Genomic DNA, 22,761 nt, shown 5'->3' with positions numbered 1-22,761 from the left:
GTGAGCGCCCGCGTGGGAGCGTGGTCCTCGGTCTTGCGGAACTTGCGGCCGATTCGCTCGCGTTCCTCCCGTCTCCAGAGCCGGCGCCACCCCACCGCAGTCAGGGGAGTCGACGGACCCACGCCGCACGGACCTGTCCCAGCTGCCGCGGCAGGCCATGGCCGGGGCGACGATCTGCCCGGGACTGCGGTTCGGCGGATTCAGCGGCGTGCGATCCGGAAGCCGGCCGCGGCGGCCGCCGCCGCGATCGCGGCGGCGGCCGAGAGCCGGATCACCCGAGTGCGGACCGCGGGCTCCGGCGCGGAGGCGGCGGCGCGTTCCGGAAGTCGGCGCACCGCGTGCTTGCCGTGGTCGCGGGCGAGCTTCATCACCTCGGCGATGTGCAGGGCGTGCCGGCCGGTGCCGGCGTCCTTGATCTGGGTCTTGCAGGAGAACCCGTCGGCCACCACGAGGCAGTCGTCGTCGGCGTCGCGCACGGCGGGCAGGAGTGCCTGCTCTCCGCATTCGACGGAGATCTGGTACTTGCCGGTCTCGAATCCCCAGGAGCCGGCGAGTCCGCAGCAGCCGCCCTGCAGGTTCCGGACGTCGAGGCCCATCTTCTCCAGCAGTTCCTGTTCCGGGTCCATGCCGCCGGTGGCGCGGTGGTGGCAGTGGCCCCACAGGAGCGCCTTTCCGTCGAGCTTCGGCGGTTCGATGTCGAAGTGCTGGAAGAACTCCGCGAAGTGGTGGGCGTTCTGGGCGAGTCGGCGGGCGTCGTCGTCGTGCGGGAGGAGTTTGGTGAGCTCGTCCTTGAAGACGGCCAGGCAGCTCGGCTCCATGCCGACGACGGGCGTGCCGGTCCGCACGTGTGGCCGCAGGACGTCCAGGACGTGGTGCAGGTAGCGCTCGGCGACGTCGAGGAAGCCGTAGTCGTACAGCGGCCGGCCGCAGCAGATGTGCTGGGCGGGCATGATGACTCGCCAGCCCGCTGCCTCGATCGCCTCCACGCAGGCCACGCCGACTTCGGTGTGGAAGTGGTTGTTGAAGGTGTCCGGGAACAGGACGACCGGCCGGCCGCCGGGATTGGCGGTGCCACCCCGCTGCGCGAACCAGTCCTGGAGGGTCATGGACGCGAATCGCGGCAGAGGACGGCGCCGGTCGATACCCGCCACCAGCTTCGCCACGTGGGACAGGCCCGGGGTCTGCGTGACGAGGTTGGCCACCTCCGGGATGCGGGAGGCGATCCTTGCCGTCTGGTCGATGAATCCGAAGGCGTAGGCGTAGCGGGGGCGCCGACGTTTCGGCGACTTGAAGTAGTGGTGGAGGAACTCGGCTTTGTACGTCGGCATGTCGACGTTGACGGGGCAGTCGTTGGTGCAGCCCTTGCACGCGAGGCACAGGTCGAGGGCGTCGTAGACCTCCCGGGACTGCCAGCCGTCGGTGATGACCTCGCCCTTGAGCATCTCGTAGAGCAGGCGGGCTCGGCCTCGGGTGGAGTGTTTCTCCTCGCGGGTGACCTGGTAGCTGGGACACATCGTCGTCTCGGCCTGCGGGACCCGGCACTTGCCGATGCCGACGCAGCGCAGGGTCGCGTGGGCGAAGTCTCCTCCGTCCTCCTTGTAGGAGAACTTCACCGGCAGGCGCGGGGGGTTGTAGTCGGTGCCGAGTTTGAGGTTCTCGTCGAGGCGGTAGGGGTCCACCACCTTGCCGGGGTTCATCTTCCACTGCGGGTCCCAGATCGCTTTGAACTCCCTCATGGCCTCGACCAGTTCGGCACCGTACTGCTTCTCCAGCAGCTCCGCGCGCTGCTGCCCGTCGCCGTGTTCCCCGGAGACCGAGCCGCCCATGGAGACGCACAGGTCGGCGGCCTCCTCCATGAACGCCCGGTAGGTGGCGATGCCGTCGGCGGTGCGCAGGTCGAAGCTGAGGCGGCAGTGGATGCAGCCCTGCCCGAAGTGGCCGTACATGGCTCCGGTGATGCCGTGCCTGTCCATGACCTTGCGCAACTTGCGGACGTACTCGCCGATCCGATCCGGCGGGACGGCGGAGTCCTCCCAGCCGGGCCAGTGGTCCTTGCCGTCGGGCGGGAAGGCGGTCGAGCCGAGGCCGCTCTCCCGGATCGCCCAGAGCCGTTCGCTGGTGCCGCCTTCCTGCTCGCTCTTGGCGATGCGGATGCGGTTTTGCTCGTACCCTCGCTCGTCCGTGAGCCACCGCGTGAAACGCTCGGCCTGCGCGGTGGACTCCTCGGCGCTGTCCGCACCGAACTGCACCAGCAGCCAGGCGCCGCCTCCCAGGAGCGGCAGCTCCTTGAGGTCCTCCACGTTCATCTTCTGCAGTTGCTGGTCGCGGATGAGCTCGTTGTCGAGTCCCTCCAGGCCGATTGGTCTGAACTGCTCGATGATCTCCGTGCAGTGCTCGGCGGCCGCCGCGAGATCGTCGTACTCCACGACGACGAGGGTGCGCTGCAGCAGGGCCGGGGTGAGCATCAGGACAGCCTGCAGGACGGTGGCGCAGGTGCTCTCGGTGCCGACCAGTGCGCGCGCCACGTTGAATCCGCGTTCGGGCAGGAGTTCGTCCAGGTTATAGCCCGACACCCGGCGGGGCACCTCGTCCGCCGAGCGGAACCCGGCGCGGATGGCGTCGGCGTACTTGTCGCGCAGACTCCGCAGCGCCGCGTAGATCTCACCCTTGCGGCCGCCCTGGGCGATGATGTCGTCCAGCCGACCCTCCTCGCCCACGCCCACCCAGAAGCGCTCACCATCGTAGGTGACGATCTCCAGTGCGTGGGTGTTGTCGCTGGTGCGCGGGCCCGGTCCGTAGAGCTGTGACTGCACCGAGTGGATGCCGCAGGAGTTGTTGCCGATGTTGCCGCCGATCACGCACCGGGAGTGGGAGGAGGGATCTGGACCGAACACCAGGCCGTGCCGGCCGGTGTGCCGGTTCAGCTCCTCGTTGATGACGCCAGGCTCGCAGGTCACCAGGCGGTTTCCCGGGTCGATCTCGCCGATGCGGGTGAGGTATTTGGAGTGGTCGATGACCACGGCCTCATTGACGGTCTCACCCGACAGGCTCGTCCCGCCGCCCCGGTTGAGGATGGGAGCACCGAACCGGTGGCAGACCCGGTGCGTCGCGACCACGTCCTCGAGCGTGCGCGGGATCACGACGCCGATGGGCACCTGCCGGAAATTCGACGCGTCCTGCGCATACAGCCCCAGTGTGGCGGTGTCGAAGCGCACCTCACCGCCGACGGCCTTGCGCAGTGCCCGTTCCAGCTTGCCGACGTCGAGCGTCTGGCGCGCTCGCGGGGCTCCGGCGATCTGCGGGTGCGTCTTGGTGGGGATGTCGCGCGTCTTCCGGCGGGTCGGCTTCGCCATCGGTCTTCGTTCTCCTTCGCGAGCCCTGCTCAAGCTGATCCGGGTTCCAACTTGGGGTATCGACCGATGTCCGGCCACTCGGCGTGCGGGCCGAGGCCGGCCCGGCCGGTGCAGACACGCGGCGAAGAAACGCCGGTGACACGGATGCTGCCGGATGGTCCCTCCGGGCGCAGCCGGTCGTCACGCAGCCCCGCACCAGCGGCCCCCACCGCGCCTGCCCGAGGCCCCCGGCCCGCCCGGGGATGCGGCGACATCGTTGACCGCTCCATGATGATGAGCGGAAACAGGCGCCCGTCGGCGCCCGGGCTCTGAGGCAGCGGCCGGCTCCTGACAGCCGACCCCAGCCGTGACCGCACCGTCCACCGGCACCCGGCCCCCGGCCGTCGGCCGTCGAAGCCGCACGCGGAACGCCCGAACTTCTCACGGAGCCGAGAGGATCTTTGGAAACGTCGCCGGAGGGCTCCAAACGGCCTAGTTCCTCGCGCAACTGCGTCAGGCAACGGGCGAGCAATCCGTCCGAGCTCCGCGGAGCTGGAACCACCCGACACGCCTCGCACCACCTTCCTGACCGACAGCTCGGGAGCCACCGGGCCCCTCGCTGATCGGCGCCGCCGCCACACGGCTCGTTTCCCGACCGAGCGGCTCGGGAACTCCCTCCTCTCATGAGCGACAGAACGGACGAAGAGACACAGCTGAGGAACGGCGTGTGCCTCCCATGGGTGCTGCGGGACTACACGGTCCTCGCCGACGGCGAGCGAGGCGCGGTGGCGGACCCCGAGGGACGCATCGTTTGGCTGTGCGCGCCGCGCTGGCACAGCTCCGCGGTGTTCTCCTCCCTCATCGGAGGCGCGGGGTTCTACGGCATCGAACCGGCGGACCCTTGGCGCGTGTGGGGTGGCTACTACGAGGACGGCACGCTGATCCGGGTCAACCGCTGGCTCACCGCCGACTCGGTGATCGAGTGCCGCGACGCACTCACCATGCCGGCCACGCCCGACCGTCTGGTCCTATTGCGCCGGATGCGTATCGAGAAGGGTGAGGCCCGACTGCGCATGCACCTCGACCCGCGGCCCGGGTTCGGCGCCGAGCGGATGCACGACCCCCGCCTGCGCGACGGCATGTGGACCGCGGCCGCCGACGGGCTGCGGCTGCGCCTGTCCGGGGCGCACCGGGCGGCCTGGGATCCGGAGTCCGGACTACACGGCGAGTTCCGGCTGCGCGAGGGTGAGCAGCACGACCTCGTCCTGGAGGTGTCCGTGGGCGAGTGCGGCGACCCACTGGAGCCTGAGCGGCTGTGGGCCGCCACGGAGGACGCTTGGCGACAGGCTGTGCCCGACTGCTCCGCGCTCGCCTCGCCTCGCGACGCACGCCACGCCTACGCCGTGCTGCGCGGCCTCACCAGTTCCTCCGGAGGCATGGTCGCCGCGGCCACCACCTCCCTGCCGGAACGGGCGGACACGGGCCGCAGCTACGACTACCGGTTCGCGTGGATCCGCGACCAGTGCTACGCCGGTCTGGCGATCGCCACGCACGGACCGCACGAGCTGCTCGACACCGCTGTCCGCTTCACCGCCGAGCGGATCCTCATCGACGGCGATCACCTGCACCCGGCCTACACCGTCGACGGCGGACCAGTGCCCGAACAAACCAGGCTCGCCTTGCGCGGCTACCCGGGCGGGAGCGACCGGATCGGGAACAAGGCGGCCGAACAGTTCCAACTCGACGCGTACGGCGAGGCCCTGCAACTGTTCGCGGCCGCCGCTCACCACGATCGACTCACACCCGAAGCCCAGCAGGCGGCCACGGTCGCGCTCAGCGCGGTGGAACGCAACTGGCAGCGCGCCGACGCCGGCCTGTGGGAACTAAACGAGCGGTGGTGGACCCAGTCCCGGCTGAGCGCAGTGGCCGGCCTGCGCCAGATGGCCCGGGCACTACCCGGCCCAGGCGCGCGGCGGTTCACCGATTTGGCCGACACCGTCTACGCCGAGACCCGTCGCCGCTGCCTGCGCCCGGACGGTCGCTGGCGCCGCGCCTGCGACGACGACGGACCGGAGGCCGCTCTGCTGACCCCCTTGGCCCGCGGCTGCCCGCCCGCGGACGACCCCAGCAACGCCGTCACCCGCCGCTTCATCGAAGAACAGCTGGCCGAAGACGGGTACCTGTACCGCTTCATCCACCCGGGCGTCCACCTCGGCGAAGCCGAAGGGGCTTTCCTCCTGTGCGGCTTCACCATGGCGTTGGCCTCCGACCATCTCGGTGACCGGGCCAGCGCGCTGCGCTGGTTCGAACGAACGCGGGCGGCCTGCGGGCCGTCCGGGCTGTTCGCGGAGGAGTACGACGTACGTCAGCGCCAGTTGCGTGGCAACCTTCCCCAGGCGTTCGTCCACGCCCTCCTGCTGGAGTGCGCGGTCCGCCTCAGCGACGCCACAGCGCTCCCGCGCTGAGGGCGCCGCCTGCCAGCCGAGAGCCCCGCACAAAGCGCAAGGCCGGCGGCCGCTCCGCGGGCGAGGGGGCGCCGGTAGCAGAGGAGGCCCGGAGCTGGCGCTGCGGGAGTGAGCCTGTCGGTCGGAGACTTCGTAGGAGCCGTGGTCGAGGTCGAGGAAGGTGACGCCTGGCGTCAACCGCCAGCTCCCCGGGTGACGACTGGCCGGTGGACCGGCCGAAGACCTCACCGCCCGGCGGACGTTCCTCGACGACGGCTCCTGTCGACGAGCCCCGCCACCAGCCCCCGCGCGGATCGGCTGAGCCACAGGGATGAACCAAGCGCATGGCGTCAGATCGCGTCTTGAAGGCCGGGTCAGGATGGGACTGGTACCCGCGTCCGGCTCGGTGCCCTGAGATCGGCCACTGGGAGGGCGGATGACCGCCGCGGAGGATGGTCCCGAGTCGCACGCACCGAGGCTCAGGTGCGGCAGGGATCGGCGGCGATCCGCTGGGTGACCACCACCCACCACTCGATGCCGCCACGGTGCGCCAGGTCGTGAGCTGTCTAGAACGCACCGGCGCCCTCGCGCTGCACAGCCTGCCCGGTCTTCCCCGACTGGTTATGCGCCCGGCCAGCTCTGACGGCCAGCCAGGTGCCGCCCGCCCCCGAAATGCCAGCGGGCCAACGGTGCACTGACCGCTTTGGCGTCAAGTACTCTGCCCGGCACGGTGTTGAGGACGCACCGCCAAGCTGTTGAGGGGTCGTCTGCCCGTCGCCACACGGGCTGGCCTATCCTTCTGCGAGGCCCGGAACGATGGTGGTGCGCGAGGCTGGGGGCAGCGGTGGCCGGTGTGGTGGGGATCGACTTCGGAACGGCCAGGTCCACGGTGTGTGTCCTCCGTGAGGGCAGGCCCGTTCCGGTGAGGGGCGCCGATGGCTCGAGTACCACTCCGTCCGTGGTCGCGTTCACGAAGGGCGGCGACCTGCTCGTCGGCGAGGCGGCTCTGCGGCAGGCCGCCGTCAACCCGCATCGGACCTTCCGAGCGGTCAAACGCCTTCTCGGCACGGACTGGCACGCTCAAGTCGACGGCCACTCCTACAGCGCGCCGCAGATCGTGGCGTTGCTGCTGCGTCAGCTCAAGCAGGACGCGGAGGCGTTCGCCGGCAAGCCCGTGAGCGGTGCGGTGTTCACCGTCCCCGTCGGCTTCGGCCCGGACCAGCGGCAGGCGTTGCGCCAGGCAGCGGAACTGGCCGGCCTGGAGGTTCTGCGGCTGGCCCACGAGAGTGCCTGTATCGCCCTGGCCTACGCGGCGGACCGGATCGTCGACGGCGAGGAGACGGACGTTGTGGTCGTCCGGCTGGGTGCGGGCAGTTGCGACGCGATGTCAGTGGGTCTGGGCTGGGTGGGCGACCTCGTAACCGATGTGGGCGAGGTTCGGGGCGATGTGCGCTTGGGCGGTGACGACTGGGACCAGGTTGTCGCGGACTATCTGGCCGAGCGCTGCCGGAATCGCTCAGGGGTGGATGTGAGCGGTGACGCTGCGGCCGTGGAGCGGCTGCGGGAAGCCGCGGAGCAGGCCAGGATCGTGCTGTCCTCGTCCTCGGCCACGACCGTGGAGCTGCCCTACCTCGCCACCGGCTCCCACGGCCCCGTCCATCTGCAACAGGTGCTGGTCCGGGACCGGTTCGAGGAGCTCACCGCGCCGCTGCGCGAGCGTGCCACGGCCGTGGCGCGCGAGTTGGCCGGCGATCTGGGCGCGACCGCGCCCGAGGTCGACGTGATCCTGCTTTCGGGCGGCGCCGCGCGGATGCCGGCCGTCCGGGATGCTGTGCGCGAGGCGTTCCGCGGTCGGCCGGTGCGGGTTCTGAACGGACAGGAGGCCGCGGCGGGCGCCGCTCTGCAGGCGGCCATCCTTACCGGGCAGCGCCGCGATCTGCTGTTCCTGGACACGGTGCTCGGGCCCCTCGGCATCGAGGTCCAGGGCGGCGCCGTGACATGGCTGGTCCCCCAGGGCGCAACGAAGCCGACGCTCCGCTCTCAGACCTTCGTAGCGGCCGAACCGCTGCCGCGGGACGGCTCACGGTGCGCCGCGGTGAGCGTCCACGAGGGCGGTAGTTCGCCGACATCCTCCTCCCAGCGCATCGGCACCCTTCCTCTGCCCGGCCTGCGCGGGTCCGGGTCCGATCCCGCACGGGTCGAGGTCACGATCCAGGTGGACGCCAATGGGGAGGTGCAGGTGTCCGCCATCGATGCGGCGAGTGGGCAGGAGTGGCGCATGGACGTGAGCTGGCCCCTGGCTCCGGTGCCTCCGGACTCCGTCGCCCTGGTCCCACTGGAGCCCGCACCCGACTCCCCGACAGACCGCCAGCGATCCACCGCGCACGGGGCGGGTGCGGCAGGCAGCGGCGCGGGTCGAGCGGCGCCGTCCGCAGAGTCAAGCAGTGTGCCGAAGATCGAACTGCGGGCCGGCCTGCCGGGGCTCAGCGAAGAACAAGCCGTTGACCTGCTCAAGTCCGGCAAAGCCCGCATCCACCCCGAGGACGTGACCACGGCCACCGCAGCAGAAGGCTTCCTGCTCGGCATCGCCCGCGCCGCCGGCTTCCTGATGACCGGCACCGGCATCATGGCCTGGGCCCACCCCCAGACCAACGTCGGCAGCCCACTCCTCCTGCTCCCTGGACTGGTCCTCTTCACGAGCGGCTGGTGGATGAAGCCCACCCTGCACCGCAGGGCCGTCGCCCGCCTCGCTCGCGCACCGCACCGTCGGCAACCGTAAGCCGTCCGCTGGGGCCGGGAGGTCGACACCCGCGGCCGCGCCGGAATCGAGATCGGCAGAAGTGCTGTACCCGCCTACTCCCATCGGGAACAGACCGGTCCCAGAAGACACGGTGATGCCGTTGACCACCACCGTCTCGGCCTGGGCGGGCCCGATGCCGCCGGGCACCGGGACCAGGTCGGCGGCGTCCACGACCACGTGGCTGGCCCAGCCGCTGACCTTTAGCAGCGCCGCGGCCCGCGTGCCGACCAGGCCGGGATCGACGTCGTCCCCGGCCCTGGCGACCGTGCCGACCAGGTCGTAGCCGGGGACAAACGGGAAGGGCGTAGCGGCCGCGGCGCGTCTACTGTTCGGCGAAGGAGACACCGGTCGCCTCCATGCGAACGACGGCCTGCCCGGGACCGGCTGCCGGGACGGACCCGTGCCGCACCTGAAGGCCCTCCGGCTCGAAACTTGCCCGGCAGCACGACCTCGATCAGTTCCCCGGTGTTCATGGCGTCGGGATGCCCGGGGCAGGCTGGTCGGCTGCCGGCCCGACCGGGGCGGGCGGGGCGGCCGGGGCGGGAACCGCACGGGCACTGCGCGTCGAGGGCGGCCAGCGGCACACCATAGGTCTTTAGAGCACACCGAGAAGCCATGAAGCGGAATACCCCGTTCCTCTTGTGGATTGGCCTCTGGGTACGGTCGTGCGAAGGGGGCGTGGGTGGCCGATCTGAAGGTGTTCCGGCGGGGTGCCGATGGCCGGGATGTCGAGCTGCGGGGTTCGACGGTGGCGCGGGAGCGGGAGCTGCAGCGGCGGGTCGAGGGAGCGCTGGAGTCGATGTTGGGGGTGCGGTCCCTGGCGTCGGAGTACGCCACGGGGCCGTGGCATCAGGGACGGATTGACACGCTTGGCCTGGACGAGGACGGCGTGCCGGTGGTCATCGAGTTCAAGCGGGGGCGCGATGCCGGGGTGATCGCTCAGGCCGGCTCCTACCTGGTCTGACTGCTGGCGCATCGGCATGAGTTCGAGGCGCTGGTGCGCAGACGTCTGGGCGCCGGTGCGGCGGAGGCGGTCGACTGGCGGCGGCCCCGGGTGATCTGCGTCGCGGGCGAGTTCTCACGCCATGACCGGGCGGCAGCCTCCCTCTACCAGCGGGACTACCGTGTGGACCTGGTGCGCTACCGGGTCTTCGGACCGGGCTTGCTGACACTGCAGTTGGTCGAGACCGTTCCGGGCTTCTCCGCCTCCGGTGCGCCGGCGGTGTCGGCTGCTCCGGCCGGCAAGGTGAGCGAGGAGCCGGAGGCGGTCGCGGTGCCGGCGGGGGCCTCGAAGGTGGAGGTACCGGGGTGCCTGCGGGAGCTGTACGGCGAGCTGGACGAGGTGCTGACTTCGGTGGGTGAGCTGGAGGTGGTGGTGCTCAAGCACTACATCGCCTACCGGCGGATGCTGAACGTGGCGTCGGTGGTCTTCCGGCCATCCGTCTCGCACCGGGCAATCCTGGTCTATCTGCGGCTGGACCCGGACACGGTGGAGCTGGAGGAGGGCTTCACCCGTGACGTACGGGGCATCGGGCACCTGGGGACGGGTGACCTGGAGGTGCGGATCGCCTCGTCGGCGGAAGTGGAAAAAGCGGTGCCGTTGATCCGGCGGGCGGTCGAGGAGTCCTGAGGGATGCCGGAAGGGCGGCTGGAGTCTGGTGCTCCGGCCGCCCTTTTCGTGTCTTCGGCCGCTCACCGTGGCGGCGTTTCTCATACTCACGCCTCCGGTCCGGCGAGGACGAAGTCGTCCTGGGTCAGCTCGGCGCGCAGCCGCTGTTCGGCGATGTCGGCGTAGTGCGGGCTGAGTTCGACGCCGACGAAGCGCCGGCCTTCGCGCAGGGCAGCGACGCCGGTGGAGCCGCTCCCGGTGAAGGGGTCGAGAACGGTCCCGCCTTCGGGGCAGATGCGGACGAGCTGCTGCATGATCTCCACCGGCTTCTGGGTGATGTGCACCCGGTCCTTGCGGGGCTGGGAGGCGGTGAAGTGGCCGGGCAGGTAGAGGTCACGGCTGTTGTCGAGCGTGCCCTTGACGCCCCAGGTGATGAACTCCGCGCTCTGCTTGAAGCCGCCCTTGCGCGGACGGCTGGCGGGCTTGATCCAGGGGATGGTGCCCTGCCAGGTCCAGCCGGCCATCTGCAGCGCGTCGCTCGTGGTGGGCTCCTGGCGCCAGTCGGTGAAGACCATTGCGACGGCGTGCTCGGTGCTCGCCCGGTAGGCCTCGGTGAGGAGTTCGGTGAGCCAGGAGCGGTAGGAGCGCTGGTCGCGGTTCTCGCCGGGGAAGGTCTTGAGGTCGTGGATGCTGCCGCTGGTGACGTACTTGGCGCGGGCGTCGCGGCTGGTGCGCTCGGAGCTGGTCCGGCCGCCGCTGTTGTACGGCGGGTCGGTGATGACCGCGTTGACGGACTCGTCCGGGAGTGTCTTCAGCAAGGTGAGGGCGTCGCCGCGGTGCAGCTTGTAGCTCATGGGAACTTCCTTCGGGGCGTGGTGCTTGGGCCCGCTCCGGGCGGCGCCCGGCGGCAGCCGCCGGGAGCGGGGATGCCGGGGAAGGTAGCCGCGATCGGCGGCCGCACCTAATGAGCGACTCCAGGCTTCCGGCCCGTGTGGGGGTCGTTTGGTGCGGCCGACTTTCGCGTCTACTGTCTCGCCATGCCAACCAGGCAGCGGGCCAAACGGCCCTGGTCCGGCGCGTGTTGATTCGTGCGCCCTGTGCCCTGAGCCACGCGGGGCAGCGTCTTCGTCTCCCCCGTTCCCGAGAGGTGCCGTCGTGTTGCGGCTGAGATTACGAGCGCGGCTGGCTGCCGCGCGTGACCCGAGACCGGCGTCCTGGAGCTACCAACTCCCGTACCCGGGCCCGCCCTGACTGAGGGCGGTTTCACCACCGGCGCGGTGCCGGCGACTTCTTCGCACGAGAGGCCGGCACCGCGCTGTCCTACGAATCCCCGAGGAGCCGCTGCGATGCAGCATGCCCTGGCACACCCATGCCCTCACCCGCCTCCGCTGCCTGTCTGGCCGCTGCCCGGTGACCAGGGGCCGTCGTGAAGAAGACGTTCGGCGCGCTCGTCGGCGTCGTCGCCGCCGGTCCGCTGGTCCTGGCCCTGCCCGTCGCGATCGTCGGCGCGGGCAACGCCTCGGCCTCCACGTCCAGCTCCTGTCCGTCCGGGGGCAGTCCACAGGGTGTGGATTCCACAGCGGTGGCTGCGCAGGTCGAGGCGATCCTCAAGGGCTCCAGTCCGCTGTCGGCTCCGGCCGTGGCCGGGCTGAGCAAGCCGTCCGAGCAGATCCCCAACGCCCGGACGATCCAGGCCACCGGTGTCGCGATGCACATCCCGGTGCGCGGGCAGGTCGTCGCCCTGGCAACGGCGCTGCAGGAGAGCGAACTGCGCAACGTCAACGGCGGCGACCGGGACTCGCTGGGGCTTTTCCAGCAGCGTCCGTCGCAGGGCTGGGGCACGCCGGAGCAGATCATGCAGCCGGTGTACGCCTCGACGAAGTTCTATGAGGCGCTGCAGAAGGTGAGCGGCTGGGAGACGATGACCGTCACTCAGGCCGCCCAGGCGGTGCAGCGCTCCAGCTTCCCCGACGCCTACGCCAAGTGGCAGCCCTTGGCGGAGGCACTCCAGAAGGCCCTCGCGCCGCTGCTCGCCCCCGCCTCCGGCGCCACCCCCACGGCGAACCCGACGCCGACACCGACGCCAACGGCCGCCGCGAGTGCCAGCCCGGCGGCGGACAGCGGCTGTGGGACGCCCACAACGGGCGGTGACGGCAGCGACTTCGGCACGATTCCTGCGGGCTCGCTGCCGGGCGGGTACATGATCCCGGCCGATGCGCCGCAGCTTGTGCAGACCGCGATCCGCTGGGCGCTCGGCCAGCTCGGTACGCCGTACCAGTGGGGCGGCACGTGCGCCAACTCCCATGGCGCGGACCCGATGGGCCGGTGTGACTGCTCCTCGCTGATGCAGATGGCCTACCGCTCGGCCGGCATCTCGCTGGAGCGAACCACGTACGACCAGGTCAAACAGGGCACCGCCGTCTCAGCGGACTCGCTCAAGCCCGGCGACCTGCTGTTCACCCGCGGCACCGCCGCCGTGCCGGAGCACGTGGGCATGTTCATCGGCTCGGGGCTGATCGTGCACGCGCCGAAGACCGGTGACGTGGTCAAGATCTCGACCCTGGCCTCGTGGCGACCGGAGATCCTCGCCGCCCGCCGGGTCGCCTGATCGGTTTCTCCTCCTCCCCCTCCCCTCCCCCTTTCTTTGGGCTGCCTTCGCGCGCCCTGAACCGCTCTGGAGCTTCCCTTGTATCTCGCGGACGCAGTCGTACAGCTCGCCTACGACCCCGGCATCACCCCCAACGAGGGTGGCCTGCCCGGCCTTTCGGTCCTCAAGCAGGTGATGGGCAGCCTGAACCTGTTCGGCATCATCGCGGTCGTCGGAGCCCTGGCCGTCAGCGCCGGGGTGTGGGCCTGGGGCCATCACTCCGGCGGCCACCAGGCCGAGGCCAACGGCAAGAAGGGCGTCCTTGTCAGCGCCGGTGCCGCCCTGCTTCTGGGCGCTGCGAACGGCGTCGTGTCGTTCTTCTCGACGCTCGGAAGCCAGGTCAAGTAATGCAGAAACATTCCTTCAGCTCGGGCCCTCGCCCAGGTGGCTCCGGCGGCGTGCTGGTGCGCCGCCGGGCGCTGCTGGGTTCGCTCGTCCTGGTGGTGCTCCTCGCCTGCGCCGGTGTGCTCGCCTACGTCACCCGGGACGGGCGGGAGGCCGCCAACCCGGCTGCTGCGGCTGCGGGTTCGGCCACGCCCTCTGCGCCGGTGACTTCGTCGTCGCTGGGCGGGCATCCGAAGGAGCTGCCGGGGCCGCCCTCGACGCACGATCCGATCACCTTCGCGAAGGCGGCGGCGGTGGCGCTGTGGTCGTACGATACCCGCTCGTCCTCGCAGCCGGAGCTGGTGGCCTCCTTGCACCGGTGGCTGACCAACGAGGGGCAGTACCTCGACGCCGACTCGGTCGACCGCCTGGTGCCCTCCCCGGTGCTGTGGGGGCGGATGGCCGACTCCGGGCAGTTCGCCACCGCGACTGCGGACGAGGCGCATTTCCCGGACAGGTTCACCAAGGCGCTGCAGGCCGATCCGGGGGCGATCACGCAGGCGTATGTCTACGCCGTGACCGTCTCCGGGAAGCAGTCGATCTCCTGGGACGGCGCCCCACAGGGTGGGGCTGAGGACCGTTCGGTGACCCTCGCCGTCCAGTGCCGTCCTGACCGCCCGTGTGCCCTGGCCGGCGTGCTGCCGGCTGTGGCGCCCTGACCTGGGGAGTTCCTCGTGGATATCTGCAATCTCCCGATGGTGGCCCAGGTCTGCAACGTCGTCGACGGCATCAACTTCGTCAGCGACCCGGGCAAGTCGATCACCGATGGCATCGGCGCGTGGATCGCCAAGAGCATGGGGGAGCTGGCGGCCAGCGCCGTCGACCTGTGCGCGAAGGCGGTCGACGAGACCACGGCCATCGACCTGTCAGCGCCGTGGTTCAGGGACAACTACCAGCTGATCCTGCCGATCGGGCTGATCCTGACCGTGGGCACCTTCTGCGCCCAGCTGATCCTGGCCGCCTGGCGGCGGGATGAACGGGCGCTGGCCAAGGCGGCCTGGGGCACAATGACCGGCGTCCTCTTCGCCTTCGGCGCGATCAGCTTCACGGCGGTCGCGGTGACCGTGGTCGACGCCTTGTCGGCCGGGCTGTTCCAAGCCGCGCACACCAGCGTGGCCGACGCCGTCAGGCGCATGATCAAGGTCAGCCAGTTCGGCCCCATGTTCGCCCTCGGCTGGGCTATCCCCGCCCTGGTGGCGGTCGGCAGCGCGATCGGCGCGTTCCTCTACTGGGGCGTGATGGTCGCGCGCAAGGTCGGCGTGCTGATCCTGGTGGTGCTCGCGGCGTTCGCGGGTGCCGGCGGCGGCTGGGAGGTCGCCCAGCGGTGGCGGCGCGGCTGGATCGAGGCCACCGCCACCCTGATCGTCAGCAAGTTGTTGATGACGGTGGTCTTCCTCGTCGGTGTCTCCGCCCTCGGCAAGACGGACGCAAAGGACGGCATGGCCGCCCTGTCCGACGCCATGGCCGGTGTCGTGATCATGGTCCTGGTGCTGCTGTGCCCCTACGCCGTCTACAAGTTCGTCCACTGGGCGACAGACGGCAGCGGCCACGACGACACGCACCGCACCGGCATGGCCGGCATGGCGACCGTGGCCGGGGCGGCGAAGACCGCCGGAACCCTGGCCATGCAGCCCGGCATGGGAATCCCGGCGCCGCAGGGACCGCCCCAGGTCCCGGGCATGGGCGGTGGCGGTGCCGCCTCGGGCATCGACCCGACCGGCCGGATCAGCAAGGAAGGCATCGACGCCGGTCCCGCTCAGCAGCCCACGAAGTTCCGATTCGGCGAGAACCCGAGCGCGGGAGGCGACCGCGGACGCGCCCTGGTCACCCGACCCGGCATCCCGGCCCTGATCACCCGGGCCTCACCCGACAGCGGCAGCGGCAGCAGCAAGCCGGCATCCGCCGGCGGCCAGGACGGCGTCGCGGCCCAGCCATCCGCACCGTCCGTACCGGGCGTGTCAACGGCCCCGGCTTTCCCCGCGCCTTCGGCACCCGGCTCCGCCCCGGCGAACCCCGGTGTCCCGGCATCACCCGTACCCTCGGCACCTGGCCCGGCCCCGGCGGGCCCCGGTGTCCCGGCACCGCTCGCGCCCCCGAGCGCAGGACCGACCCCGGCCGGAGTTCCGGAGCCGACCCGGTTCGTCTACCCGAACGACCCCACCCCTGGTTCCTGACCGACCCCCCCCAACGCCCTGGGGAGAGCGGCAGCCCGCCCCAGGGCCCCTACCACCAGCGAAGGAGCACCCGCGATGACGTCCAGAAGAGTGCCGCGCCCCCGCCCGCCGCCCACACGCTCACCCCTCTGGAACACCGATGTCCTCCTCGACGCCCGACGCCACGCCTGCGTCCGTCAAGTTCCCCCACCGCTCCAAGCGCGGCATCCTGCTCGGGCTGAGCGCCCCGCAGCTGATCACCACGTCGGCCACCGGCCTGCTGCTGCTCGCCGTGCTCGTCACCCGAGGCGTCACCGGCGCCCTGCAGCTCATACCCCTGTGGGCGGGTGTCGCCGCCCTGGTGTTCATCCGCTACCGGGGCCGCACCCTCGCCGACTGGGCACCCGTCGCCGCCCGCTACGGCCTGCGGCGCCTGCGCGGCCAGCTGCTCTGGCTCACCCGCCCCTCCTCCCGCCCGGTGCGCGAGGGCCTTCTCCACCTGCCCGGCAGTGCGGCCAGCCTGCGAGTCGTCACCGCCCCCGATGGCCGCTACGGCGCCGTCCACGACCCGCACGCCGGCACCCTCACCGCGATCGTCAAGGTCTCCTCCCGCGCGTACGCCCTCCTCGACCCCGGCACCCAGAACGCCAACGTCACCGGGTGGGGGCGCGCGCTGGCGGCGCTCGCCCGCACCGGCCAGGTCGCCCGCGTCCAGGTGATCGAGCGGACCGTCCCGGACACCGGTGACGCGCTACGCCGGTACTGGGAGGAGCACGGCCGCCCCGACGCGCAACTCGCCGGCGAGCTGTACGGGGAGCTGATCCGGGGCGCCGGTCCGGCTGCCGCACCGCACGAGGCGTACGTCGCCGTGGCCCTGGACTTCAAGGGCGCCCGGCGGCTGATCAACCAGGCCGGAGGCGGCCTGACCGGCGGCTTCGCGGTCCTGGCCCAGCTCACTTCCGCGTTCGAGCAGTCCGCCCGCACCGCCGGCCTCACCCCGGCCGGATGGCTGTCCGCTGGCGAGATTGCCGCCGTCGCCCGCACCGCCTATGACCCGAAGTCCCGTGCGGCGCTGGACCGCTGGTCCGAGGACGGGCGTCCGGCCGCCGACCCGGCCGCCGCCGGTCCGGTCGTGGTGATGGAGAAGGCCGACCACATCTCCACCGACTCCGCCCACCACACCACGTACTGGGTGGAGAACTGGCCGAGGACGCAGGTCAACCCTGGCTTCCTTCACCAGGTCATGTTCGCCTCCGGTGTACGCCGCACCGTCTCCCTGGCCTACGAGCCGCAGGACCTCGACTCGGCGTTGCGTGACGTGCGCCGCAAGAAGGCGTCGGTGATCGCGGACTCGGCCGAGCGTGCCCGCAAGGGCCAGGTCTCCAGCGAGGCCGATTCGGTGGAGTACCAGGACATCCAGGACCGCGAGCGGCAGCTGATCGCCGGCCACGCCGACGTCGCCCTCACCGGACTGCTGACCGTCTCCGCCGACACCGAGGATGAACTGCGCACCGCCTGCGCCGTGGTGGAGTCCGCCGCCGTTGGCGCCCAGCTCGACCTGCGCCCGCTCACCTGGCAGCAGGCCGAGGCGTTCACCGCCTCCGCGCTGCCGTTCGCCCTCGCCGCCTGATGCCGGTCCTCCCGCCTTCCGAAAGAGCACCCCGATGCCGGCCACCACCCCCGTCGCGCAGGACTTCGTCCCGTATGCGACCGCCGCGATCGACTTCCACCGCGCGCTCAACATCCCGACCGGCCCGCTGGTCGCCTCCCGAGCCGAACTCGACTCCCTGCACGAGCACGTGGTCGCGCTGCACGGCCTCCTCGACGCCCACGCCCAACGCACCGCGCCGCTACTGCCGGCCGAGGGCGACCACCTCAAGGCCGCGCGCGCCCGACTGTGGCAGGCCGCCGACCACCTCCACGCCGCCTACCACGCCTCGCCTCGGCTCGGCAGCGGCGAGGTCCCCGGGCCCGACGCCTGCCGCGCCCGTCAGCCCGAGGGCGCTCCGGAGCTGAGCATCTGCCGCCGCCACCAGGAGACCGCGCAATTGGTGCGCCGCCGCACCACCCCCGCCGACCTGCACACCCCGTTCACCGGCCTCGTCCGCCGCTGACTCCTCACCCCGGATTCGAGACCATGTCCAGGAACCGCGCCACCGCATCCCACCTGTTCGTCCCGCGCAAGTCCACCCGCGCCCAGCAGCGCGCCGCCCGCGCCGAGTTCGCGCAGGCCGCACCAAGGCCCGCCTCGCCGCCGTCCCCTCCGTGCGCCGCGAGCACGCGGGCGCCGACCCCGACCTGCGGCCCATCTACCCCGCCTCCGGGCGCCCGGGTCCCGCCTCCGCCCGCGGCGGCAAGCTCCGTCTGCCCAAGCACCGCCTCACCACCGCCACCGCCTCGGGGGCCTACCCGTTCCTCGCGGAGGCCGGCCTCGGCGCCGAGGGGATCTTCATCGGCCGCGATCTCCACGCCGAGGGCTCGTTCTGTTTCGACCCCTTCACGCTCTACAACTCCGGCCGAATAGACGGGTTCACAAATCCGAACGCGATCCTGTGCGGCGTCATCGGCATGGGCAAGAGCGCCCTCGCCAAATCGATCGCCACCCGCGCCATCGCCCACGGATACAAGATCTATGTCCCCTCCGACCCGAAGGGTGAGTGGTCGGGTCTGGCCGAGGCGCTCGGTGGGCAGACCATCGCGCTGGGTCCCGGTCTCCCGGGGAGGCTGAACCCGCTGGACGCGCCCGCCCGCCCGGACGGGGTGAGCGAACAGGACTGGACCAGCGAGGTCCGCAAGCGCCGGCTCCTGCTGCTAGCCAGCCTCGCGGCCACCGTGCTCAAGCGCGATCTGCTGCCGATGGAGCACACCGGCCTCGACGTCGCCCTGGACCTGGTCGTCGCCGACGCCGAGGCTGCCGGCACGGTGCCGCTGCTCGGCGACATCGCCCACGCCCTCGGCCGCCCCGAACGGCTCGACGCCGCCCTCGGCGGCCAGGCCGGAAGCCTCGGCCACGCGACCGACGACCTCGCGCACGCCCTGCGCCGCCTGGTCCACGGCGACCTGTCCGGGATGTTCGACGCGCCGTCCACCGTCACGTTCAACCCGGACGCGCCGATGCTCTCCATCGATCTGTCCCGCCTGGGCAGCAGCGGCGACGACACCGCCCTCGTCCTAGCCATGACCTGCGCGAGCGCGTGGATGGAGGCCGCCCTCGCCGACCCGGACGGTGGCCGCAGGTGGGTGATCTACGACGAGGCGTGGCGGATCCTGCGCCATGTCGGCCTGCTGGAGCGAATGCAGCAGCAGTGGAAGCTCAGCCGCGGGCTGGGAATCGCCAACCTGCTGATCCTGCACCGGCTTTCCGACCTGCTGTCCGCAGGCGATTCCGGATCGCGCGGGCGCGTCCTGGCCGAGGGCCTCCTGGCCGACTGCTCGACCCGGATCATCTACCGGCAGGAAGCGGACCAGATCCCCGCCGCCATGGCCCTGCTCGGCCTCACCGGCGTCGAGGCTCAGGCCATCGCCGCCCTCACCCGCGGCCGGGGCCTGTGGAAGGTCGCCAGCCTCAGCTTCATCGTTCAGCACCTCCTCCACTCCAAGGAGAAGCAGCTGTACGACACCGACTTCCGCATGGCTGCCTGACCGGCCGCCCCTTCGAGAATCCTGAACCCGATTGTCCAGCAACGACGTCGAGTCCTTCCTCGACCACGCTCACCTCACGGCGGCCGACTTCACGGCGTTCGAAGAGTTGCTCGCCGCGCGCCGTGACCGTCGCCCCTATCCCCCAGCCGACTGGCACCTCGTGCTCGCCTCCACCGGCCGCACCGGCGCCCAGTGGGAATCCACCCACGCCCTGTTCCGGCACTGCGACGCCGTCGCCACCAGCGTGCCCGGAGACGAGACGTACGTGCGGGTGTACTTCGACGAGGACGGCCGGGCCCTGCCCGACCAACCGCACACCCCCGGGGCTCTCCCGCCGCTCGCCGCCGAGCTGGCGAAGCACCTGCCCGGCTGGTCCGTCCAGCCCTGTCCCCTCAACCCAGGCCGGGACCTCGTCGAACTCCGGGACCGGCTCTGGGGCGGAGGCCCAGCGCCCTGGAACAGCGTCTCGGCCCCGCACAGCGCGCTCGCACTCTCGGGTCCCGGCGGGGAGCGGCTCGTCGTCGTACGGCCGCGCCCCGGGCACGAGCTCGTGGTCCGCGCGGCCCGGCCCGACGACGCTCCCGACTACCACCTCGACGGCGTGAAACCCCCGGCCCGCATCGTGTTCCCCTCCGACGCGGCGCCCGCCACAGTGGCGGCCGATATCCGGGACCGCCTCGCGCCCGGCTACCGGCAAGCCGTCTGGCATGCGCGGACGGATTCCTTCACCTACGGCGCCGAGGGCCTGCACCGCCTGAGCACCGCCTACATCCCCGAACCCGGCTCGTCCTGGGGCCACCCCGGGGAGGTCGGCGCCTTCGAATCCGAGGCCGACCGCAACCGCGCCGCTTGGCCTTACATCATCACGCTCATAGACCAGGGGCCGCACCTCGTGGCCGGCATCCGGGCAGCCATCCACCACGAGGACCGCCTCGATCCCAGCGTCGCTCCCGCCCTGGGCCAGCTCAGCTCCGCCGAGTCATCACTCGCCCGGCTACAAGAGGTCCGGGACGCCTGGCAAGGCGCCATGGCCGCCATCGTCGGCACGAGCACCGAAGCCGAGCGGCTCCGGGACCGCGCCGAGGACCTGCGCAATCAGGAGGCATGGGACTTCGCCGCACCGCTCACGGACGGCCCGCTCCCCGCGCTCGCCGCGCACGTCGCACCGAGGGTCGCTCTGCCCGTGCCGGACCGCGAGCAGCAGGTCAAAGCCGCACTCGCCCGCACCGGGCATCTTCGAGGCCACGGCTCAGCGGCGCCCGCACCGCCCGCTTCGCCGGCGGCAGGCGCTCCCCGCCGCACGCGGTGACCGCCTATCACGGCTTCGCGGCCGGACCAAGTTCCCGCTCCCCGGCATCATCAACGCCCCACCCACAGCGCCCCGGGGCGCGCAGCCCACAGGAGCACGCCATTCAACTCGACCATCTGAGCGTCCTGTTCGCCGACAGCGGCTTCGGTGGCACCGCCCACGTCTACGGCCCGGACGCCCCAACCGGCCGTGACACCACCGGCCTGGCCCGACCATATGCCCAGGTCACCCGTCCCCTCATGCAGCGGGGTCTTGAGAGCGGGGTCGACTTCGGGGCGGACGACTACGTCGCCGTCGCGCAGCTACCCGACGGAACCTTCCTGTCGCTCTCGCCACCGCCCCAAAGCGGACGCCCCGAGGTCCCCGGCTTTCCGGACGCATGGCTCGTGACCCGGGACGACCCGGACAACCCCCAGCTGTTCGAAGTCCCCTACAACGGCAGGCCAGGCGGGCCCGACGCCCGCAACGGGGGCAACGAGGCCGTCCTTGCCGCCCCGGCTGCCGCCGTGCCGCGCCGCTGAATCGTCTGTCCAGGAAGGAAGACCGCTGTGCCCCGCCGAACGAGACGTCGCCCCGCTCACCGGTCCACCGTCCGAACCAGCGAAGCGGAGCCCCACCGTGCCTACCGCCGAACCCACCCAGCTGCCCGACGTCGCCATCGGGCACAACTCGAGCCACGGCATCGTCGCCTCCTTGCCCACCCAATCGGCCGCCGCACAGTGGATGCTGGAGCGCCTCGACTTCCAGCGCCTGCCCGACAACCCGCAGCTTTTCACGCTCACCGACCAGCACCGCGAGGCCCCCGAGCGCGCCATCTGGGCCGCCAAACTGCTCACCGGCGCCGGCTACCGGGTCGACACCGACGTGTCCCTCGCCCCCGCGAACACCGACCGGCAGCACCGAGTGCAAACGCGGCAGGCGCACGCCACACCGGAGGTTCCCAGGCCGCAGCGCGCTCCCTTGCCGAGCACCGGTCCGGACGTCGCCATCGCCGAGCACCCGAGCCTGGGCATCGTCGCCGCCGTCAACGACGACCTGCCCTTCAACCCAGGCATCTTCCTGGAGACCGATGGCTGGCGCCGCCACCGGGACCTCGACGTCTACCTACCTCCTACCGGAACCCGGGCCGAGACGCTCGATGCGGTGGCCCGCACCACGGTCGGGCTGCAGCGCGGCAACTTCCAGGTGGCCATGCTGCCCGACCTCGCCGAGGAGGCCTCCGCCCACCGCGCACCGACCCAGCAGGCGTTCACCACACACAAGTTCCGCGTCGACGACGCCGCGCTCAAGGTACCCGCCCCCGTGTCGGCCGCCGTGGCCGTGAGCCCGCCGCCGGCGGCGGTCGACCCGCGCATCGCCTTCGGCCGCGGCCGCTGACCCCCGCCCATACCCACACCCAAGGAGCAGAGCGCATGGCCGTGAAGAAGGTCTGGCAGATCACCCACTCGTGCGGGCACGAGGCCGAACGCGACCTCGGTGACCGTCCGGCCGACCGCCGGGCCGGTTTCGCCGAGTGGCTGGCCAAGCAGGAGTGCACCGCCTGCTGGCGCGCGGCGAAGGCCGGTGACGAGGCCGATAGGACGGCGTGGTTGGAGGCCAAGCGCGCCGCCGAGCAGGCCGAATCGGAAGCCTGGTCCGAGCAGTTCCGGATGCCGCCGCTGGAGGGCACCGAGAAGGGCATCGCCTGGGGTGTGCGCTGCCGCCACCAGGTCCTCGCCGCCGCCTACACCGCCCTCGTCGTCGACTCCGGCATGCCGGAACCCGAGTGGGAGCGGATCGAGGCCCAGGCGCGCACGATCACCCGCGCCGGCTGGTGGATCGACCAGCGCGCCAGCGACCCCGGCGACCTGCCCGAGCTACTGGAGGCAGCCCTGGAAACCGACCGGCCGACCGAGAACCCCTTCGTCTGAGACGCCCGGTGGGGTGAGGACTTCGCCTGTGAACACGGGCTCACCCCCCAACGCTGATGCCCGCGAAGTTGCCGGACAGGTGGCCGTCTACTACAGCCGTCCGGCCGGGCCAAACCGTCGAACCACCGGATCCTGTCACCGTCAGCCAGCCCGCCGCCCGAGAGGGGACTCCGTGATCGCCCACCTGCAGCGCGCCGCCACCACGGCCGCGCTGATCCCCGTCCTCTACGGCCTGGACGACCCTCACGGCCGGCTGCGGCCCAGGCTGATCGGCGCCGACTACCGCGGCGCCGACAAGCAACTTCCCCTGTTCGGCGACCCGCAGGAGGTTCTCGGCGGAGGCGTGCTGGACGCCCCCGCCCTGCGGATCGGCGCCCGGGCGCCCGAGCGCCCGGTATGGATGTGCTCGGTGCGCTCCGACCCCCGCCACCCGGACCTAAGGAGTCATCTCATTTGGAGAGTCTGCGGTAGCAGATGACGGCCACGGCGATGCTGGCGAAGGCTGCGAAGTGCTCGCCCTTGCGTTCGTAG

Annotated in this window: 15 protein-coding genes and 3 pseudogenes; 15 read left to right on the top strand and 3 right to left on the bottom strand. The window is 71.5% G+C overall.

Annotated features, from left to right (window positions below):
* Positions 1-200: 200 nt before the first annotated feature.
* Positions 201-3,353, bottom strand: a complete 3,153-nt coding sequence (locus ACZ4WV_RS33940) for an FAD-binding and (Fe-S)-binding domain-containing protein (protein ID WP_465752710.1) — start codon at positions 3,351-3,353, stop codon at positions 201-203.
* Between the two features lie 662 nt (positions 3,354-4,015).
* Between ACZ4WV_RS33940 and ACZ4WV_RS33935 the strand changes: the two genes are divergently transcribed.
* A complete protein-coding gene (locus ACZ4WV_RS33935) occupies positions 4,016-5,797 on the top strand; it encodes a glycoside hydrolase family 15 protein (RefSeq protein ID WP_465752708.1) in 1,782 nt (593 codons plus the stop codon).
* A 709-nt stretch (positions 5,798-6,506) separates the two neighbouring features.
* Positions 6,507-8,555, top strand: coding sequence for an Hsp70 family protein (locus ACZ4WV_RS33930; RefSeq protein ID WP_465752706.1), 2,049 nt, complete (start codon positions 6,507-6,509; stop codon positions 8,553-8,555).
* Between the two features lie 111 nt (positions 8,556-8,666).
* Here ACZ4WV_RS33930 and ACZ4WV_RS33925 read toward each other — a convergent pair.
* Positions 8,667-9,049: pseudogene (locus ACZ4WV_RS33925) on the bottom strand (alcohol dehydrogenase catalytic domain-containing protein); the annotation flags it as partial.
* A 209-nt stretch (positions 9,050-9,258) separates the two neighbouring features.
* Between ACZ4WV_RS33925 and ACZ4WV_RS33920 the strand changes: the two are divergent.
* A pseudogene (locus tag ACZ4WV_RS33920) lies at positions 9,259-10,206 on the top strand (DUF5655 domain-containing protein).
* Positions 10,207-10,292: 86 nt separating this feature from the next.
* Here the strand turns inward: ACZ4WV_RS33920 and ACZ4WV_RS33915 are convergent.
* Positions 10,293-11,039 carry a DNA-methyltransferase gene (locus ACZ4WV_RS33915; protein WP_465752704.1) on the bottom strand — a complete coding sequence of 249 codons (747 nt, stop codon included), beginning with the start codon at positions 11,037-11,039 and terminating at the stop codon, positions 10,293-10,295.
* 572 nt (positions 11,040-11,611) lie between these two features.
* On the opposite strand from ACZ4WV_RS33915, the gene ACZ4WV_RS33910 reads away from it, so the two are divergent.
* The 12 genes and pseudogenes from ACZ4WV_RS33910 (at position 11,612) to ACZ4WV_RS33855 (ending at position 22,708) form a co-directional block, all read left to right on the top strand.
* A complete protein-coding gene (locus ACZ4WV_RS33910) occupies positions 11,612-12,793 on the top strand; it encodes a C40 family peptidase (RefSeq protein WP_465752702.1) in 1,182 nt (393 codons plus the stop codon).
* Positions 12,794-12,871: 78 nt separating this feature from the next.
* Positions 12,872-13,180 carry a DUF6112 family protein gene (locus tag ACZ4WV_RS33905; protein WP_063346628.1) on the top strand — a complete coding sequence of 103 codons (309 nt, stop codon included), beginning with the start codon at positions 12,872-12,874 and terminating at the stop codon, positions 13,178-13,180.
* Positions 13,180-13,875, top strand: coding sequence for a hypothetical protein (locus ACZ4WV_RS33900; protein ID WP_465752700.1), 696 nt, complete (start codon positions 13,180-13,182; stop codon positions 13,873-13,875). Before ACZ4WV_RS33905 ends, ACZ4WV_RS33900 begins: the two co-directional genes overlap by 1 nt.
* 15 nt (positions 13,876-13,890) lie before the next feature.
* Complete coding sequence (locus ACZ4WV_RS33895) at positions 13,891-15,390, top strand: SCO6881 family protein (RefSeq protein ID WP_465752698.1); 1,500 nt, start codon at positions 13,891-13,893, stop codon at positions 15,388-15,390.
* Positions 15,391-15,529: 139 nt separating this feature from the next.
* Complete coding sequence (locus tag ACZ4WV_RS33890) at positions 15,530-16,999, top strand: SCO6880 family protein (protein WP_465752696.1); 1,470 nt, start codon at positions 15,530-15,532, stop codon at positions 16,997-16,999.
* Between the two features lie 34 nt (positions 17,000-17,033).
* Positions 17,034-17,483 (top strand): DUF6238 family protein, encoded by a 450-nt coding sequence (locus ACZ4WV_RS33885; RefSeq protein WP_465752694.1) that lies wholly within the window; start codon positions 17,034-17,036, stop codon positions 17,481-17,483.
* Positions 17,484-17,506: 23 nt separating this feature from the next.
* A pseudogene (locus ACZ4WV_RS33880) lies at positions 17,507-19,011 on the top strand (ATP-binding protein).
* A gap of 31 nt (positions 19,012-19,042) precedes the next feature.
* A complete protein-coding gene (locus tag ACZ4WV_RS33875) occupies positions 19,043-20,320 on the top strand; it encodes a hypothetical protein (RefSeq protein WP_465752692.1) in 1,278 nt (425 codons plus the stop codon).
* Positions 20,317-20,841, top strand: a complete 525-nt coding sequence (locus ACZ4WV_RS33870) for a hypothetical protein (RefSeq protein WP_465752690.1) — start codon at positions 20,317-20,319, stop codon at positions 20,839-20,841. Before ACZ4WV_RS33875 ends, ACZ4WV_RS33870 begins: the two co-directional genes overlap by 4 nt.
* Positions 20,842-20,938: 97 nt before the next feature.
* Complete coding sequence (locus ACZ4WV_RS33865) at positions 20,939-21,697, top strand: hypothetical protein (protein ID WP_465752688.1); 759 nt, start codon at positions 20,939-20,941, stop codon at positions 21,695-21,697.
* A 35-nt stretch (positions 21,698-21,732) separates the two neighbouring features.
* Positions 21,733-22,230 carry a hypothetical protein gene (locus ACZ4WV_RS33860; RefSeq protein WP_465752686.1) on the top strand — a complete coding sequence of 166 codons (498 nt, stop codon included), beginning with the start codon at positions 21,733-21,735 and terminating at the stop codon, positions 22,228-22,230.
* A gap of 172 nt (positions 22,231-22,402) precedes the next feature.
* On the top strand, positions 22,403-22,708 hold the full coding sequence (locus tag ACZ4WV_RS33855; RefSeq protein ID WP_465752684.1) for a hypothetical protein: 306 nt from the start codon (positions 22,403-22,405) through the stop codon (positions 22,706-22,708).
* Positions 22,709-22,761 lie beyond the last annotated feature (53 nt).

Source organism: Kitasatospora sp. NPDC029312 (genome assembly GCF_055569215.1).
This window is presented reverse-complemented; position numbering and strand designations above follow the sequence as displayed.

Coding starts and splice junctions, on each gene's coding strand:
- ACZ4WV_RS33940 (WP_465752710.1), bottom strand. CDS start 3,353: ATGGCGAAGCCGACCCGCCGGAAGACGCGCGACATCCCCACCAAGACG.
- ACZ4WV_RS33935 (WP_465752708.1), top strand. CDS start 4,016: ATGAGCGACAGAACGGACGAAGAGACACAGCTGAGGAACGGCGTGTGC.
- ACZ4WV_RS33915 (WP_465752704.1), bottom strand. CDS start 11,039: ATGAGCTACAAGCTGCACCGCGGCGACGCCCTCACCTTGCTGAAGACA.
- ACZ4WV_RS33900 (WP_465752700.1), top strand. CDS start 13,180: ATGCAGAAACATTCCTTCAGCTCGGGCCCTCGCCCAGGTGGCTCCGGC.
- ACZ4WV_RS33890 (WP_465752696.1), top strand. CDS start 15,530: ATGTCCTCCTCGACGCCCGACGCCACGCCTGCGTCCGTCAAGTTCCCC.
- ACZ4WV_RS33885 (WP_465752694.1), top strand. CDS start 17,034: ATGCCGGCCACCACCCCCGTCGCGCAGGACTTCGTCCCGTATGCGACC.
- ACZ4WV_RS33860 (WP_465752686.1), top strand. CDS start 21,733: ATGGCCGTGAAGAAGGTCTGGCAGATCACCCACTCGTGCGGGCACGAG.